The organism is Clostridium thermosuccinogenes, from assembly GCF_002896855.1.
Classification (GTDB): domain Bacteria; phylum Bacillota; class Clostridia; order Acetivibrionales; family DSM-5807; genus Pseudoclostridium; species Pseudoclostridium thermosuccinogenes.
On record NZ_CP021850.1, the window covers coordinates 4,203,760 to 4,219,834 of the forward strand.

The window sequence follows — 16,075 nt, forward strand, 5'->3', positions numbered from 1 at the left end:
GTCATCAATTCAGCTCAGTGCCAGTCCTTCAAAACATCGGACAGGAGGTCACGATATGGAAAACCCAATTAACAGCCGAACAACCAAATCCGATATCGGAGGTACGGTCTATGTGGTGGAATCACGAATAAGTGATTCAGCAAAGGAAAGTGCATATTCCAAGCTGAAACGACTGATTACAGTCAACGCAAAAAGCCTTTCAAAGTTATCAGATAGTTCATATAAACCCACGGAAATCAACTCGACTTCTTCAAGGTAGTACGGTAATATACATAGTGCTAAACCGCTTGAAGACTGTCGGAAATGGAGGAGAAAAATGAATAGACAGTCAACATTTGGCACTATACGTAAATCAAAATTAGCATTTGAAGAAGCGAAAATTACTGCTCTTTACTGCAGGCTTTCACGTGATGATGAGCTTGCAGGAGACAGTAACAGCATAGTAAACCAGAAGGCAATTCTAAAAAAGTATGCTGAGGACAACGGTTTTCGCAACATCGAATTTTATGTGGATGATGGGGTCAGCGGTACAACTTTTGATAGACCAGACTTTAACCGCATGATTGCTGATGTAGAGTCCGGTAGAATCGGAACGATTATCATCAAGGATATGTCCCGTTTCGGCAGGGATTACCTTAAAGTAGGATATTATACCGAGATTATGTTTCCTGAAGCAGATGTACGATTCATTGCTATTAACAACGGTATTGATAGTGCAAACCAAGCAGACAGTGACTTTACACCGTTTCTTAACATTATTAATGAATGGTACGCTAAGGATACTAGCAAGAAAATCCGTGCTGTGTTCAAATCCAAGGGACAATCTGGTAAGCCACTCTGTACCAATCCACCTTACGGTTATATTAAAGACCCTGAAGATAAGTTGCACTGGATAATAGATGAGAAAGCCGCCGAAGTGGTCAGAGATATTTTCCGACTGTGCATGGCTGGCTTTGGACCCACGCAGATAGCAAAGCAACTTGAAAAACGATGCATTGATACACCTACGGTTCATCTTCGCAAAATGGGTATTAACACTCCAGCAAGACCACCTGAAAACCCATATGCTTGGTCAGCTCGTACCGTAGCAGATATTCTGGCTAAAATGGAATATCTAGGCCACACAGTGAATTTCAAGACTTCTAAAAAGTCATATAAGAGCAAAGTCAAGATAATGAACAATCCAGAGGAATGGCTGGTTTTCAAAAATACCCATGAAGCAATTATTGATGAGGGCACTTGGGAAACAGTGCAGAAAATCAGAGATGGCAAGCGAAGACCATCGCGATTAGGTGAAATGGGAATGCTTTCTGGCATGATGTTTTGTGCCGACTGTGGGGCAAAGCTGTATCAGGTTAGAGGCAAGGGATGGACACACGATAAGGAATACTTCGTTTGTGCGACTTACCGCAAGAAAAAGGGTATGTGCAGTTCACATCAGATACGCAATGTTGTAGTGGAACAGCTTTTGATAGAAGACTTAAGGCGTGTAACCTCCTTTGCCAAAGACCATGAACAGGAATTCATCCGTATAGTTATGAATAGCTCAGAAAAGGAACTTGCCAAAGAACTCCGCCAAAGTCAAAAGGAGTACGAACAAGCACAGTCTCGTATTGCTGACATAGACAAAATCATTCGAAAGCTATATGAAGACAATGTGATGGGTAAAATTCCCGAAGAGCGTTTTTACAAGATGTCGGCTGAATATGAAGCCGAGCAGAAGGCACTGGAAGAAAGGATAACCAAATTAAAACATACCATTGATACAGCAAATGAACAGTCCCTCAATACCGACCGCTTTTTAGCACTGGTTAAAAAGTACACAGAAATTACAGAATTGGATGCAGAGATTATTCGAGAGTTCATTGACAAAATTATAGTATTCAAGGCTGAAAAGGTAGATGGCCGCAGAACCCAGCGGATTCAAATTTTCTATAACTGCATTGGTGCTATCGACTTACCAAAATAAACGAAAAAACGGCATAGCCGCAAATCAACGACTATGCCGAATTTTTTAGGAATTATAAATCCCTATCTGACAGCTCCTAAAGCTCGTTTTTTTTTATTGAATTTCGATTCTTCTCCTGTTGTCCTTTCCGCCTTCCTGCTTAGGCAGCGTTATTGTAAGAACTCCGTTGGCATACTTAGCTTTTACGTCTTCATTCTTTACGTTTTCCACATAGAAGCTCCTGCTGTAACTGCCATACCTTCTTTCACGCCGTATATAGTTTTCCCTCTCCTCGTTGATCTGTTCGTTGCGTTCTACCGATATGGTCAGGACGTCATCCCTCAGTTCCAGTTTGATATCCTCCTTGTTGACTCCAGGGATTTCCGCGTCGACAATGTATTCCTTGTCGGTTTCACGTATATCGGCTCTAATGCCGGTACTCTCCAGAAAAAAGGGTTCACTAAAAAAGCTGTCCATGAAATCCCTGATACCCCAGGGATCATTCCTCCTTACCATACCGTTCCTTCTTGAATTAAAGGGTGTTAAACCAAACATAAAATGCACCTCCTGTTAAATATTACTCAATTTTGACTTACCCGTTTCTTGTTGTCCGGAAGGGGAAGCTCGCCTCCCCTCCGAACATTCCGTTAAGTTTATGTCAGCTAGCTATCATCTGCAGAAGTAAAAGATTTTCTGTCCTATCTAAGTTGTTACCATATTAAGTTGTTGCTTGTTTTACTTTGACTTTCTTTGACCTTTCATCTTTATTATAACAATTTGGATGCAATTAGCAAAACTAGTTTTTGACCTTCTCTGACCTTTAATGTTTAATATTTGCAAGTAGACAGATATAATCATGAAAAAGCTTAATTTTTCGCCCATTATCATCTTGTTTTTAAAGTTCTCCTTTTGGACCTCCTACCCAGAAGCCTTACTAATTCGTCCTTATCCAGTGCACCAAAGGCGAACATCAATGCCAGCGCTGCGAGCACATAGCCAAATACGGTGGAAATCACGGTCAGGGGATAACCCAGATGGAACATCTCAAAAAAGTGGTATATGTATTTTCCGGACAGGAACATTAATAATCCTACAAAACCAGGTTTTATAATCCAGTTGCGGAAGTCCATCATCATGCCTGTGGTCTTTATTATAATTATCATGTTCAGGATGCATACCACCAGCGCGCTTGCTGCGGCGCCAATGATATACCCCTGTATGCCGTAGGAAGGCACCACAAAATACACAAAGCCTATCCTTATGACCGACCCTATGATGGAGTTCCTCAGGGACAAGCCCTGCTTTCCGAGACCGTTCAATATGCCCAGCATGGTCTGCTGGAGGTAAATAAAAATGCATACAAAGGCAAGGTCCCGGAGCATCGGCCCGACATTCTCCCTTCTGTACAGAAGATTGCCTATATGGTCCGGAAAGGTAAAGAAAAGCGCTGTAAAAATGAAACCTAACATAAAGGTGAGTTGTATGGACTTTGATATCCTGTAATTGACCGACCTGTAATCTTTAAGGGATATGGCTTCTGAAATGGCCGGAACCAGGGTGGTAGCGAGGGAAGTAGTGACCAGTGAGGGAAAAAGGATAAGGGGCATGGCCATTCCCGACAGCTTTCCGAATTCTTCAATGCTGCTCTGGTAATCAAGCCCTCCTGCCAAAAGCCTTCTGGGTATTAAAATCTGTTCGGTGGCGGCCATTACGGATGTCACAAACCTATTGAAAGACACAGGAACTGCTATTGCCAGCATGCTCCTTATTATCACCCGCTTCCTCATGGTTCCCGCCCCGGAAGCATACTTATCGATCTTTTTCTTTCTGAAATGGTATACCAGCCATAATACAAGCAGATTTGCTATTTCACCGGCAGCCATGCCTGCAGTAGCTAACGCACATGCATACTCCAGCCCTGCATCGACGAAATATGCTGCCAGGCCCATTACAAGAGCGATTTTTGCTGCCTGCTCCACCACCTGCGAAACCGCCGTCGGAGTTACCTCCTGCACTCCATAGAAATATCCTTTCACAGCCGAAGCTGCCGCTATAAAGGGTATGGACGGCACCAGCACCAGAAGCGAGGAATAAGTTCTGCCATCCTTCAATATTCCATTAGCGATGAAATCTGCAAAGAAATATATAAACAGTGATACCGCAATACCTGCAGCCATTACCATTATGGTGGCAGCCCATGTAATCTTCCTCAGGTTGACAGGGCGATTCTTTGCCGCCTCCTCAGCTACCATTTTTGATACCGCAACAGATATTCCGGATGTCAAAGTAAGCACAATAAGAGAATAAACCGGGAAAATCAGCTCATATACTCCCATTCCCTCGGCACCTACAAGGTTTGAAAGATATATCCGGTATATGAAGCCGATAATCCGCACTACAAATCCTGCCACCATGAGGATTAAAGCGCCGCTTATGAAGGATTTTTTAGCCATAGTCTCTCTCCTGAAATATTTGTCTCTATTATTAATATTTCAGGGGATGGACACTTATGACCGCTTATTCTGTTGCACCGGCATGGCCGATTTACCTCTGCTTCAATGAGCAGCCAGTAAGCAGCCTTATGCAGCCTAAGCTGCTATTAAAGGCGTGGACGCACCACCACCGGAAGGGAGGAATAAGCTCCACCATCCTTTAATAGCCTCTGGCTTTCCTCGCCAGCCTTTCATTCCTTCTTTTCTCCGCTTTTAAATAATCCTCCTTTTCTTCATCGGTTTCCGGAATAAGCGGAGGCACCGGAGTGGGCTTGCCCTCATCATCAAGGGCCACAAAGGTCATATAAGCCTTGTTGGTCTTTATAATGGCTCCGGTTTTCACATTTTCTGCATATACATTTACCGTAACCTCCATGGAAGTCCTGCCCACCCATGTCAGTTTTGCCTTCAGGGTAACCAGCTCTCCCATCCTCGCAGGATGCCTGAAATCCAGGCTATCCACCGCAACTGTGGCCACCACTCTGTTGGAATGGCGCGATGCGGCCATAGCTCCTGCAATATCTATCCAGTGCATCAGCTTTCCTCCCAGAAGATTGCCAAGAAGATTGGTATCATTGGGTAATACCAGTTCCGTCATCTCCACCTGGGACTCCCTGGGTGTTTTGCCCTTGAGCATGTTTTCTTTTACCAGATTTATATTATCTCCTGTAATCTCATGCATTTTTAGTCCTCCTTGCTTTGCTTTTCAGTCTTTCATATCTCTTCTTCACTTCATCATACTGATAACTGTTTATCAAACCCATGCGGGATATCTTCTCCATAGCTCTCTCCGTCATTTCCAGAGCTTTATTTATATCCTTGCTTTTATGCTCATAATACTTGGCCAGCTCGATAACCGGGTACAGGCTCAAGGTCTCCGATTCTGAAATCATACGGTTCCAATGCTCCACCGCCTTGTCATATTCCTTGTTTCTTTTGTAAATGTCCGCCAGTTTTCGCAAAGCCGACTCCTTTATATACGTATTTTCCGATTTCATGCAGTTTTCATAACAATCCATGACCTGATCATATTTCCCGGCGCTTTCGAAAATGGTACCTACTCCAAATAATTCCCTTTCACAGTCGGTTTCTAACAAAGGCTTTTCCAGCATGCCTGCTATTTTTGTGAGCAATGCAACAAGAGATAGTATGTCCAGCGCATTATGCTTAATAACCTTTTTTATGTCGGATGCATCCCTGTCCTCAAGGTATTTGAAATATACCTGCGGTATCATTGCTCCCGGGATATCGTCCTTCCTGCTCTCGCCCAGGACATTTGCCTCCAGGGTGCCCAGCTTGCAGTTTTCCAGCTTCAGCTTCCATATCCTTCTGGAAGGAAAAAGAAGATCCATATGTATGGGGTTTTTGATGGAACACCTAATCCGGTTAAACACAAACCTCGACTGCAGCAGGTTCCAGTCGAAAGCCTTGCCGTTGAAGGTCACAAAGCCTTTGTAGCCCGACATGAGGCTGTTCAAATCTCCAAGCAGGGTGCACTCCTCATCATAGTCCCTCATAAAGTACTGACGAAGTATAAAGCAATCCTCTTTAAAGAAACCAACCCCTATGAGAAAAGCAACTGTGCCCGCACCTCCCGACAGGCCTGTGGTTTCCGTATCCATAAAAAGCAAATCCTGAATCGTTAAGCTTTCATCCACATCCCCGCATATGCCGTTCAACGGCAGCAGATTCAGCTTTGCCGCATCTTCCAGCTTGTAGCTTCCATAAATATAGGACAGAGGATATTCCTCCTCGATCATGAAGTAAGAACCCAGTTCATTGGTGCAAACAGAGCCTTCCATGATATTCTGAATATCCATTTCAGAATTTTTGCTTTTTAAGTTTTCCTTTTTTTCAGCCTTGCCCATCTTGTACATTTCGAGCCTGCTTTTTAAATCCCCGTACATACTTCCTCCGGTTGATATTCACATTTAACCAGCAAAAACAATCACCCAAGCAGTTGGCATACGCCGTCTCTAAAGTAGCTGGAGATTTGTCTGCTGCATGAAAATCGAAAGGGTGCCTCCTGCAGAATGATTTTATCTGGCTGCAATTATATTCTATCAACCCTTAATAAAAGCGTCTATGCTATTTTGTCCCAATTAAAAAATAATTAATATACCCTATTGACAACAAAACACACATATTATATACTTCATTACACAAGTAATGAAGTATTGAGGTGGTGATGCGGTGAAGATTCAGCCTGATAGTTTAAAACCGATATATGTGCAAATAGCTGAAGGAATTGAAGATGATATTCTAAATGGCATCCTTAAAGAAGACGAACAGGCCTATTCCCAAAACCAGATTGCCCGGGAATTTGGTATAAACCCGGCTACAGCGGCAAAAGGCTTGAATATGCTTGTGGAAGAAGGAATTTTATATAAGAAGAGAGGGTTGGGCATGCATGTTTCTCCCGGCGCAAAAAACGCCATACAGCAAAAGCGGAAGAAAGTCATTTTTACAGAACTTTTAAATGAACTGCTGCGGGAAGCAAAAAAGTTGAATATAAGCAAGGAAGAAATAAAGCTCATGATCGATAACATGGAGGGAGGGCTTGAAGAATGAAGGCTGTAGAATGCAGCGCTCTTACAAAAAAATTCGCCAAAACAACTGCCCTGGACAGTCTTACCTTTTCCCTGGATGAAAATAAAATCATCGGTTTGATAGGCAGAAACGGAGCAGGAAAAACTACCTTTTTAAAAACCTGTGCGGGCTATATCAAACCTACATCAGGAGAAATAAAGGTTTTTGGCGAAAAAGTATTCGATAATATGAATGCAATATCCAAGCTCATATATATCTACGATGACATAAAATACAATGATTCTCTGAGGCTGGGCGACATTCTGAAGCTAGGCCCCTTGTACTACAAGGATTGGAACAGTGATTTTGCGGTAAAGCTTCTGAAGCGTTTCGGGCTGAAGGATCACATGAAATACTGCAAACTCTCCAGAGGAATGAAAACCCAGTTTAATATAATTGTCGGCTTATGCAGCCGTGCACCTTTATCCCTGCTGGATGAACCCACGCTCGGACTGGATGCGGCCGTAAGAAAAGATTTTTATAACATCCTGCTGAATGATTATATGGAGCATCCGAGGACCATAATAATATCAAGCCATCTGCTGAGCGAACTGGAAAATCTTCTGGAGGAAATCGTTCTGATAGATAATGGCAAGCTGGTGCTCCACAAGTCTGTTGAGGAATTGCAGGAATATGGAGTATATCTGAACGGAAGAAGCGACATCATCGGTCCCTTCATCAAGGATAAGCAAGTCTTGAGCCTCCGAAAGCTTGGAAACAGCATTATCGCAGGCATTAAAAATGACCTTTCCGATGCCGACCGGTCTTACCTGTCTGCCAATAATGTTGACATAAGTAAAATCAATGTGGAAGACGTCTGCATCTATTTGACCAGAAAGAGAGAGGATGGTGAACCCTATGCTTTTTAATGAGAATTATAAAAGATCCCTTACTGCCTTTACCACCGACATACTCCGAGGCTTTAGAAAAGTTTTCATGGTAGTCTTTGCGATATTGGCCGCACTGCCGGTAGTAAATGCGATAGCTATAGCATCATTGAAAAAATGGCAGCCTCAAGCCATTATATTATCATCCAACGGCATGCTGGGAATTGGTTTCTTCACAATGTTAATTACCCTATCAATATCTTTTTTCGTGAGCACATCCAATTCGGAAATTTTAACCCAGTTTGTATGGCCTATTAACAGAAAGGTTTATGCAGTAGGAAACTTTCTGGTGATGTCGGCCTGCGCATTGATATCGGTTTCGGGAGTATCAGCCCTGTTGCCGGTGGAAGTATTGTCAGCCCGGATACTTAAGGCTGCTTTTGATGATTTGATTTTGGTTAACAATATAACCTTCGAAAACTTCCTGGTCGGGTTCTGGATATCCTTCTGCTATATAATGCTGTTTTCGTCCTTTTCCTACTGCCTGGGCATGTATTTCTTCCGGCATAAAATAATTACCACGGTATTACTCATACTTCTTGCAAACCTGTCGGCTGTCCCGGCGATAGGAAGCTTTTATAATGCAATTTACGCTTTCATCTTTGAAGAAGGGACATCAATAATGCTGTTCAGCGTAAAGGTATGGTTTGCAATACTTCTGCTTCATATACTGCCCTATATACAGCTTAGAAGAATGGAGGTCAGGTTATGATTAAAAAGCTCGCCATATTTTTTGTACTGGGCATTTCAATAGGCCTTCTTGCAATCCTTGCCACAGGTCCGCAGGGTTCATTCAACTCCGAGCCCGATAAAGTCGCTGTCAGCAAGGATAGCAATATCGTTCTGGATTTTGCCGATGCCGGCGTAAAAATCGAAGGGTGGGACAAGGATTTTGTTCAAATAAGTGCCCTGGCCCCCACGGTTGACAACGGAAAGCAAAATTATCAAGGCCTTAAATACAAAATTGCCACAGATAAAAACAACATCAGCCTTACAGAATATTCTATGGCATACTCCACCATTTACAGCTTCCAATCATGGATGCCTCTTTCACAATTTGAGAAATATAAAGACCAGAGCCGGGATGTACACGGGCTTAGCATAAGTATGTCTAATGCTCCTGGTGACTACAGCTTTCTGATAAATGTTCCGAAAGACATTCCCCTGGAGATAACAGCCGGGTTTATCAAAGCCTCCGGCTGCACCCTCTTCTACACAAAAGCGGAACGCACAGTTTTAAAAGACAGCAATATAATAAAAGGCTTTATAAGTGAGGGTGACATCATTGAGGTCAAGGATTGCACCATTAACAGTGATAGTTCCTTTAATAACAAGTCCCTGGAAATGAAAGGCAATAAACTTACAAACGAATGACCTGCCTACGGTTTCGACCGGCCAGGCCAGCGGCAGATGGCATTTAAAGCTATCTGCCGCACTTACTTTTTGGCCTGTCTCGATTAAGTGGCTTTGCCTTCCGGCTTATCCCCCAGTATCAAATCTATCAGCATAAGGGTTAGTTCTTTCGGATTCTCTTCCCCCGAAAACTCATTAAGAGGCCCTACACAGGATGGGCAACCGGATTCACAGGGGCACCGGCTTATCATGTCCCTGGCGGTGGAATATAACTCATTATGCAGCTCGAACAATTTTTCACTAAATCCCACGCCTCCGGGATAATTATCGTAGATATACACGGTAGGCCTTTTGGTAAAGGTCGACCTCACCTGATAAACCACCTTGATGTCCCCCGGATCGCACATCAGATAGACCGGAGCTGCATTGGAAAGAACATTTGACAATCCCAAAAGGCCGTTCTGCAGCTGTGTCTGGGACACCACCCCCGGCACGTTCTCCGGAAGGCTCGTCCAGTAGGAGGTGGTATGCATCTCAAGATCAGGCAGGTTCACCGGCCCTGAGCCGATATTTTCGTGGGTATAGAGCTTTATTTTCTTAAACATGGTTACAAGAGCATTAACCATGACCTCTCCACAGCTTTTTAATACCTTTTCCCCTTCCTTCTCCCTAAACACATCAATCACTTTCAGATCCACCGCCAGGCTCGCATCGGTGTAATAATCCACATCAACCTTTCTAACATAGGCCTTCTTATCGTCAAAATCCAGCTTTTCCACCTGATACTGCTGGCCATCATGGATATAAATGGCTTCCTCATGAAGGAGCATCGGAGCGCTGAATCTGTCCGTTTCTCCTATAACCCTGTGGTGTGGGTCAGAAATGTCTATGATTATGAAGTTCTCATTAGATGTGCTTCTCAGGCTTATTTCATCTGCAGGGAACACCTCCGAAGACCAGTGCCAACGTTTACCCACATGGCGGACCAGCCCAGCCTCCTCCATAAAGCTCAGCAGCTCCTGGGTTGTCTGCACCCCAAATATTTCATCGTCCTCAAAAGGCAGCTCAAAGGCGGCACATTTCATGTGGCTGTATAATATAACAAGGTTGTCGGGATTTATAAGGCCATTTTCAGGGCTGCTGCCGAAAAAGTAATCGGGATTATTTACTATGTACTGGTCCAGCGGGCTGCTGTTGGCCACCATAATGGTGACAGACTCACCCTTTCTTCTTCCTGCTCTTCCCGCTTGCTGCCACGTGCTGGCTATCGTGCCGGGGTAACCGCAAATAATGCATGCTTCAAGGCTTCCTATGTCTATGCCCAGCTCCAGGGCATTGGTGCTGACAACCGCGGATATTTCGCCCTTTCGCAAGCCCTTCTCTATTTCGCGCCTTAAGTTGGGCAAATACCCTCCCCGGTAGCCTCTTACCTTTTCATCGCCTTCCAGCTTGCCATGAAAAATGTCCTTGAGATAAGTGACAAGAACCTCGACGCTGAGCCTGCTCTTGGTGAATACTATGGTTTTGATGTCATTCCGGATGAGCATCTCAGCCAGCTGCTTTGCTTCCAGCAGGCTGCTTTTGCGGATGCCCAACTCCTTGTTCACCAGCGGAGGGTTGTAAAATATGATATTTTTCTTTCCGGAAGGGGCACCGTTATTGTCTATGAGGGTCATTTCACAACCCGTTATCCTCTGCGCCAGTTCAGCAGGGTTGGCAATGGTGGCTGAACAGCATATGAACTGAGGATTTGAACCATAAAAATTGCATATGCGTTTAAGCCGCCTTATAACATTGGCCAGATGGCTTCCGAACACTCCCCTGTAATGATGCACTTCGTCAATAACGACGAACTTCAGATTTTCAAACAGCTTCGTCCATTTTGTATGGTGGGGAAGTATGCCGCTATGCAGCATGTCCGGATTTGTAACCACAATATGTCCGGCCTGCCTTATAGCCTTCCTCGCCGACTGAGGGGTATCGCCGTCATAGGTATAGGTTTTGACATCCACACCGGCATCGGTGATAAGCTCATGCAGCTCCGCCACCTGATCCTGGGAAAGGGCCTTGGTAGGAAACAGGAATATTGCCCTGGACTCCTCATCCTTTATAATGGCATCCAGCACTGGTATGTTGTAGCACATGGTCTTTCCCGAAGCGGTAGGGGTGACCACCACCACGTTTTTGCCGGCATTGACCTCACTTATGGCCGAGGCCTGATGGGAATACAGTCTATGGATTCCCCTGCGCTTCAAAGCCTCCTTTATCCTCTCGTCCAGGAAATCCGGAAATTCGGAATAAACAGCTTCCTTGGCAGGCACCTCAACCCAGTTGGTAATATTGCCCATTATCCTGTCGGAAGCTTTAAAATAATCCAGCATTTGCTCTAGATTCATACGTATCTCTCCATAATCTTGTATCCGAAAATCTAAGTTAATATAGATCTTTTGATACTGCCCTTTCTTCATTGAAAATCGAGTTATCAAAACTTAAGTCATCATAACCGGCATATCGAACATATATTCTGAGATATATTCTATAACAATGGAAGCAATTGCGCAAGCACTGCAGCGCACCACTTCAACATGGGGAATATGCTGTCTGCAATATGCCGCCGAGCTTCCTTCAGTATTGCAACTCCGCTCCGGTTTCTGCATATTTTAGTCCGCTCTGCAATACGCTATTGAGCTTCCTTCATGTATTCCTCCAAAAGCTGCATGATTTCTCCGGCATCCTTCATCCTGAAAACCTTTTCCTTCACCTGGGTAGCATTGCGCATGCCCTTGATATACCAGGCAATATGCTTTCTCATTTCACAAACCCCGATATGTTCGCCTTTAAGATCGATCAGCATCTTCATATGGCGCAGAATGGTGTTTATTTTTTCATCGGCGGAAGGCTCGGGAAGCATTTCTCCCTTTTCCAGGTAGTACAGCGTCCTTTTAAAGATCCATGGATTTCCCTGGGCTCCACGGCCTATCATGACCGCATCGCATCCGGTCTGCTCCAGCATTCGTTTTGCATCTTCCGGCTTCACGATATCCCCATTTCCTATGACCGGGATGGAAACTGCTTTCTTTACTTTCCCAATTATTTCCCAATCGGCCTGTCCGCTGTAAAACTGTTCCCGGGTGCGGCCATGGACGGCAACAGCGCTGGCACCGCAATCCTCTACGATTTTCGCTATTTCCACCGCATTGACGCTGTCATCATTCCAGCCTTTCCGGATTTTAACCGTTACAGGCTTTGCCGATGCCTTAACCACCGCCTTGACTATAGCAGCCACCAATTCCGGTTTTTGCATAAGAGCGCTGCCTTCGCCATTTTTCGTTATCTTAGGCGTAGGGCACCCCATGTTGATGTCAATTACGCTGGCATCGGAGTCATTCAACCGTTCTGCAATTTCCGCCATGATGGAAGGGTCCGAACCGAAAATCTGCACGGCGGCAGGCTTCTCTATATCGCTTATTTCGGTAAGCTTGAAGCTCTTATCATCATTATAATGGATGCCCTTGGCGCTCACCATTTCCGTATATACAAATCCGCACCCCTGCTCCTTGCACAGAATTCTGAACGGCATGTCCGTAACCCCTGCCATAGGTGCTAAAAATACGTTATTTTTTATATCTACATTACCAATTCTTATCGTCATCCGTAACTTCCTTTACTCCGTTAATATATAAAAATTGCACCTTACCGGCGCCGCTGATTTGCTCAGCTATCGATATAATACCACAGAGGGAACGAATTAATCCATATGTCGGATAATATTACATCGGACACAATGGGAACAGCATGTTGGTTATGAAAATTTTAGAAATTTTTAATATTTTGTTAATAGAAATGAAAGAATAATGCCCGAGGAATTTGATATGCTGTTATTGTATTAACAATGTTTTATTATAGGAGGATTGTTGTCAGGTAATGGAATACAATGTCAGAAGCCTGTTTTTGATGGCAAAGGGTGGTGATATAGAGGCATATGAGCGTCTCATAGAAACTTATCAGAAAAAGATATATACTCTGGCATTAAAGGTATCCGGCGACAGGTCGGATGCCAGCGAGATGGCTCAGGAGGTCTTTATAAGGGCATATAAATCCATCCATTCCCTAAAAGATGAAAAGCAGCTTCCGATACTTATATATAGAGCGGCAGCAGGTGTATGCCTTAATTCAGAAAAGCAGTACAAGGAAAAGATATCATACAGCCGCAAAAGCACACCCGGCTGATATCACCAAAGCATTAATGGAAAAATTTCAGAAGAATTCAGCCTTCCCGGTATTATCGAGGTCCATCCCGGAAGCAGACAGCTTTTCCTGGGATGGAAACAACTGCAGCATATCATAATTGATAGACTCTTCCATGGCTTTCACATATAGGTGCAAGCTTTCACAAAAAATTGCTATAGATAGGGCGGCTTTTTTGATATAATCTATTTATTCTTTATTCTATACAAGTGAGAGGTAAAGCATTATGCAAAAGATACTATTTTCATGGAGTTGCGGAAAAGACAGCGCTCTCGCTCTTCATGAGCTGAAGCTGAGCGGTGTAAGAGATATTATTCTCCTTACTACTGTCACGAAAGACTACGGAAGGACAAGCATGCACGGCGTCCGGGAGGCTCTCCTTGAACTTCAGGCCGAGTCCCTGGGATATCCATTGGAAAAAGCTTATATAGCCGCAAAATCATCAAATGAATCCTATGAAAAAACCATGAGGGACATCAACTTGAAATATAAAAATCAAGGGGTTTCTACAGTAGCTTTTGGCGATATATTCCTTGAGGATATAAGAAAGTACAGGGAAGATAAGCTTGCTTTAATGGACATGAAAGCCCTATTTCCGTTGTGGGGTCGCAGTTCTGAGGAATTGGCCCATACTTTTATAGAGAGGGGCTTTAAGGCAATAATAACCTGTGTGGATTCACAGGCACTGGACAAAGAATTTGCAGGAAGAATATATGACGAGCAACTGTTGAAGGACCTTCCGGCAGGAGTCGATCCCTGTGGGGAAAACGGGGAATTTCATACTTTTGTCTTCGATGGTCCCATATTCAGCAAGAGAATTCCGTTTGAAAAAGGTGAAATTGTGCTTCGGGAAAACCGCTTTTACTTTTGTGACCTGATTTAGGAACAGGAGCGATGCCTCCAGCAGCTGTCAAAACCGGTCATCATTACAGTGGATACACCCTGTATGCTCATCATTTTAACCGGCTGATGATAAAGAGGATGCTTTATTATCAGCCGGATTCATTCCAGAGAATTCTGAGGCCGGAATTCATCCGCCAGTTCACTCAGTTTGGATCCTGTGAGGCGGTATATAGTCCACTCGTCCATAGGCACTGCTCCCATGCGCTTATAAAAGCCGATAGAAGGTGTATTCCAATCAAGGCATACCCATTCAAACCTCGCACATTTCCTCTCCACCGCCAGCTTCGCCAGAAAGGCCAGCATGATTTTTCCCAGGCCCTTTCCCCTCATTTCAGGCCTTACATACAAATCCTCCAGATAAATCCCCGGCCGTCCTGTAAATGTGGAAAAATTATGAAAGAAAATTATGTATCCTACCGGCTTGTCTTCATATTCGGCAATAACAGCCTCCGCCACTTTCCTATGAAACAGCGAATCCTTCAGTATTTCCTCCGTAGCAGTAACTTCATCCAGCAGCTTTTCATAGACTGCCAGTTCCTTTATCATTTCCAGTAATATGCCTACATCCTTTTCCTCTGCAAACCTTAGTTTAAAACCATCTATCCTTGTATCCTCATACTTCATCCTAAGCCGTACCTCCATTTCGCTTTTTCTATTGTACTATACGAACAGGCTTCTCACAACGGGGTAAATCGGGAGCAAGTTGAATCATAACCACCCGTCCAACGGGTGGTTTGCTCTACCCCTATAAGGGGATGTTACCGGCCAGCGCCTAAAGACGCTGACTTTCACTTTGTTCAAGCCACTATGCCCTTGACTCGTCGCCGCCCCTTAAGGGACGTTTGTGCTACCAGCTACCCCTTGAAGGGGTCCTCATATTCTTTTACACTTAATTTATCTAACATAATGTCGTGTTTCTCTTGCCCTTGTATATATTTTTTAATTGTTGCTTCATTTAATCCTACTGTACTAACATAATATCCTTCTGCCCAAAAGTGACGATTTCCGAATTTATATTTAAGATTTGCGTGCTTGTCAAATATCATGAGTGCACTTTTCCCTTTCAAATATCCCATAAAACTTGATACACTTATTTTGGGAGGTATACTTACATGCATATGTATATGATCTGGCATGAGATGTCCCTCTATTATTTCTACTCCCTTATAGCTGCATAGCTGTTTTATGATATCTCTTATACTTTCCCTGTATTGATTATAAATTATTTTTCGTCTATACTTAGGTGTAAAGACGATGTGATATTTGCACATCCATTTTGTGTGTGACATATCGTTGCTTTTGTTAGCCATGAAATCACTTTTCCTCTCGTTATGATAGTAGCCTGAACAACTCTATTATAACGGAAAGGTGATTTTTTGTATAACAATCGTTTCCGCACCCGCATAGCGGGTGGTTTTTTGTTTCGCATGGCTCATTTCTCTGCAGAGAAATTCGCTTCATGCTCAACAGGCTAAAGCCCATAATAAAAAATAGCGGTTTTCAAGAAATATATTCTTGAAAGCCGCTATCTTTGGCGTCCCGGGCAGGAATCGAACCCGCATCAATGGAACCGGAATCCATTACCTTATCCATTAGGCCACCGGGACATATAAACCACTAATACATTATAGCTCAAACATGCCGCTTTTACAACT

16 protein-coding genes and 1 tRNA gene are annotated in these 16,075 nt (G+C 43.7%); 8 read left to right on the forward strand and 9 right to left on the reverse strand.

Features of this window, described 5'->3' with window-relative positions; translation table 11 throughout:
• Positions 1 to 55 precede the first annotated feature (55 nt).
• A complete protein-coding gene (locus CDO33_RS18405) occupies positions 56 to 259 on the forward strand; it encodes a transposon-encoded TnpW family protein (protein ID WP_078025075.1) in 204 nt (67 codons plus the stop codon).
• Between the two features lie 57 nt (positions 260 to 316).
• A complete protein-coding gene (locus tag CDO33_RS18410; protein ID WP_103081503.1) occupies positions 317 to 1,969 on the forward strand; it encodes a recombinase family protein in 1,653 nt (550 codons plus the stop codon).
• A gap of 93 nt (positions 1,970 to 2,062) precedes the next feature.
• On the opposite strand, the gene CDO33_RS18415 is transcribed toward CDO33_RS18410, so the two are convergent.
• From CDO33_RS18415 to CDO33_RS18430, 4 genes are all read right to left on the reverse strand, one after another.
• A complete protein-coding gene (locus CDO33_RS18415) occupies positions 2,063 to 2,503 on the reverse strand; it encodes an Hsp20/alpha crystallin family protein (protein WP_103081504.1) in 441 nt (146 codons plus the stop codon).
• A 329-nt stretch (positions 2,504 to 2,832) separates the two neighbouring features.
• The gene (gene spoVB, locus CDO33_RS18420; RefSeq protein ID WP_103081505.1) at positions 2,833 to 4,401 is read right to left on the reverse strand and encodes a stage V sporulation protein B; all 1,569 of its coding nucleotides are present in this window, start codon (positions 4,399 to 4,401) and stop codon (positions 2,833 to 2,835) included.
• 199 nt (positions 4,402 to 4,600) lie between these two features.
• A complete protein-coding gene (locus CDO33_RS18425; RefSeq protein ID WP_103081506.1) occupies positions 4,601 to 5,122 on the reverse strand; it encodes an acyl-CoA thioesterase in 522 nt (173 codons plus the stop codon).
• The gene (locus CDO33_RS18430; RefSeq protein ID WP_103081507.1) at positions 5,115 to 6,347 is read right to left on the reverse strand and encodes a ribonuclease H-like domain-containing protein; all 1,233 of its coding nucleotides are present in this window, start codon (positions 6,345 to 6,347) and stop codon (positions 5,115 to 5,117) included. Before CDO33_RS18430 ends, CDO33_RS18425 begins: the two co-directional genes overlap by 8 nt.
• Positions 6,348 to 6,633: 286 nt before the next feature.
• On the opposite strand from CDO33_RS18430, the gene CDO33_RS18435 reads away from it, so the two are divergent.
• From CDO33_RS18435 to CDO33_RS18450, 4 genes are read left to right on the forward strand one after another with little or no spacing between them, the layout of a single operon-like run.
• On the forward strand, positions 6,634 to 7,011 hold the full coding sequence (locus CDO33_RS18435) for a GntR family transcriptional regulator (protein ID WP_103081508.1): 378 nt from the start codon (positions 6,634 to 6,636) through the stop codon (positions 7,009 to 7,011).
• Positions 7,008 to 7,898, forward strand: coding sequence for an ATP-binding cassette domain-containing protein (locus CDO33_RS18440; protein WP_103081509.1), 891 nt, complete (start codon positions 7,008 to 7,010; stop codon positions 7,896 to 7,898). The genes CDO33_RS18435 and CDO33_RS18440 overlap by 4 nt, the downstream gene beginning before the upstream one ends.
• Positions 7,888 to 8,628, forward strand: a complete 741-nt coding sequence (locus CDO33_RS18445) for a hypothetical protein (RefSeq protein ID WP_103081510.1) — start codon at positions 7,888 to 7,890, stop codon at positions 8,626 to 8,628. The genes CDO33_RS18440 and CDO33_RS18445 overlap by 11 nt, the downstream gene beginning before the upstream one ends.
• Positions 8,625 to 9,290, forward strand: a complete 666-nt coding sequence (locus CDO33_RS18450; protein ID WP_103081511.1) for a hypothetical protein — start codon at positions 8,625 to 8,627, stop codon at positions 9,288 to 9,290. The genes CDO33_RS18445 and CDO33_RS18450 overlap by 4 nt, the downstream gene beginning before the upstream one ends.
• 83 nt (positions 9,291 to 9,373) lie before the next feature.
• On the opposite strand, the gene CDO33_RS18455 is transcribed toward CDO33_RS18450, so the two are convergent.
• Positions 9,374 to 11,665 (reverse strand): DEAD/DEAH box helicase, encoded by a 2,292-nt coding sequence (locus CDO33_RS18455; protein ID WP_103081512.1) that lies wholly within the window; start codon positions 11,663 to 11,665, stop codon positions 9,374 to 9,376.
• Between the two features lie 284 nt (positions 11,666 to 11,949).
• Entirely contained in the window at positions 11,950 to 12,915 is a 966-nt protein-coding gene (gene dusB, locus CDO33_RS18460; protein WP_103081518.1) for a tRNA dihydrouridine synthase DusB, read from the reverse strand.
• Positions 12,916 to 13,193: 278 nt separating this feature from the next.
• On the opposite strand from dusB, the gene CDO33_RS18465 reads away from it, so the two are divergent.
• Positions 13,194 to 13,499: an RNA polymerase sigma factor gene (locus tag CDO33_RS18465; protein WP_103081513.1), complete on the forward strand. Its 306-nt coding sequence runs from the start codon at positions 13,194 to 13,196 to the stop codon at positions 13,497 to 13,499.
• Between the two features lie 244 nt (positions 13,500 to 13,743).
• Positions 13,744 to 14,400, forward strand: coding sequence for a Dph6-related ATP pyrophosphatase (locus CDO33_RS18470; protein WP_202849501.1), 657 nt, complete (start codon positions 13,744 to 13,746; stop codon positions 14,398 to 14,400).
• Between the two features lie 119 nt (positions 14,401 to 14,519).
• Here CDO33_RS18470 and CDO33_RS18475 read toward each other — a convergent pair whose 3' ends face one another.
• The 3 genes from CDO33_RS18475 to CDO33_RS18490 form a co-directional block, all read right to left on the reverse strand.
• The gene (locus CDO33_RS18475) at positions 14,520 to 15,044 is read right to left on the reverse strand and encodes a GNAT family N-acetyltransferase (RefSeq protein ID WP_103081515.1); all 525 of its coding nucleotides are present in this window, start codon (positions 15,042 to 15,044) and stop codon (positions 14,520 to 14,522) included.
• A gap of 230 nt (positions 15,045 to 15,274) precedes the next feature.
• Positions 15,275 to 15,730, reverse strand: coding sequence for an IS200/IS605 family transposase (gene tnpA, locus CDO33_RS18485; RefSeq protein WP_103102815.1), 456 nt, complete (start codon positions 15,728 to 15,730; stop codon positions 15,275 to 15,277).
• 222 nt (positions 15,731 to 15,952) lie between these two features.
• A tRNA-Arg gene (locus tag CDO33_RS18490) sits at positions 15,953 to 16,027 on the reverse strand.
• Positions 16,028 to 16,075 lie beyond the last annotated feature (48 nt).

What these genes read in the sequence shown, in the direction of transcription:
- CDO33_RS18410 (WP_103081503.1), top strand. Translation starts at nt 317, where the DNA reads ATGAATAGACAGTCAACATTTGGCACTATACGTAAATCAAAATTAGCA.
- CDO33_RS18455 (WP_103081512.1), bottom strand. Translation starts at nt 11,665, where the DNA reads ATGAATCTAGAGCAAATGCTGGATTATTTTAAAGCTTCCGACAGGATA.
- tnpA (WP_103102815.1), bottom strand. Translation starts at nt 15,730, where the DNA reads ATGGCTAACAAAAGCAACGATATGTCACACACAAAATGGATGTGCAAA.
- CDO33_RS18405 (WP_078025075.1), top strand. Translation starts at nt 56, where the DNA reads ATGGAAAACCCAATTAACAGCCGAACAACCAAATCCGATATCGGAGGT.
- CDO33_RS18445 (WP_103081510.1), top strand. Translation starts at nt 7,888, where the DNA reads ATGCTTTTTAATGAGAATTATAAAAGATCCCTTACTGCCTTTACCACC.
- CDO33_RS18430 (WP_103081507.1), bottom strand. Translation starts at nt 6,347, where the DNA reads ATGTACGGGGATTTAAAAAGCAGGCTCGAAATGTACAAGATGGGCAAG.
- CDO33_RS18475 (WP_103081515.1), bottom strand. Translation starts at nt 15,044, where the DNA reads ATGAAGTATGAGGATACAAGGATAGATGGTTTTAAACTAAGGTTTGCA.
- CDO33_RS18450 (WP_103081511.1), top strand. Translation starts at nt 8,625, where the DNA reads ATGATTAAAAAGCTCGCCATATTTTTTGTACTGGGCATTTCAATAGGC.
- CDO33_RS18415 (WP_103081504.1), bottom strand. Translation starts at nt 2,503, where the DNA reads ATGTTTGGTTTAACACCCTTTAATTCAAGAAGGAACGGTATGGTAAGG.
- spoVB (WP_103081505.1), bottom strand. Translation starts at nt 4,401, where the DNA reads ATGGCTAAAAAATCCTTCATAAGCGGCGCTTTAATCCTCATGGTGGCA.
- CDO33_RS18465 (WP_103081513.1), top strand. Translation starts at nt 13,194, where the DNA reads ATGGAATACAATGTCAGAAGCCTGTTTTTGATGGCAAAGGGTGGTGAT.
- CDO33_RS18425 (WP_103081506.1), bottom strand. Translation starts at nt 5,122, where the DNA reads ATGCATGAGATTACAGGAGATAATATAAATCTGGTAAAAGAAAACATG.
- CDO33_RS18470 (WP_202849501.1), top strand. Translation starts at nt 13,744, where the DNA reads ATGCAAAAGATACTATTTTCATGGAGTTGCGGAAAAGACAGCGCTCTC.
- CDO33_RS18440 (WP_103081509.1), top strand. Translation starts at nt 7,008, where the DNA reads ATGAAGGCTGTAGAATGCAGCGCTCTTACAAAAAAATTCGCCAAAACA.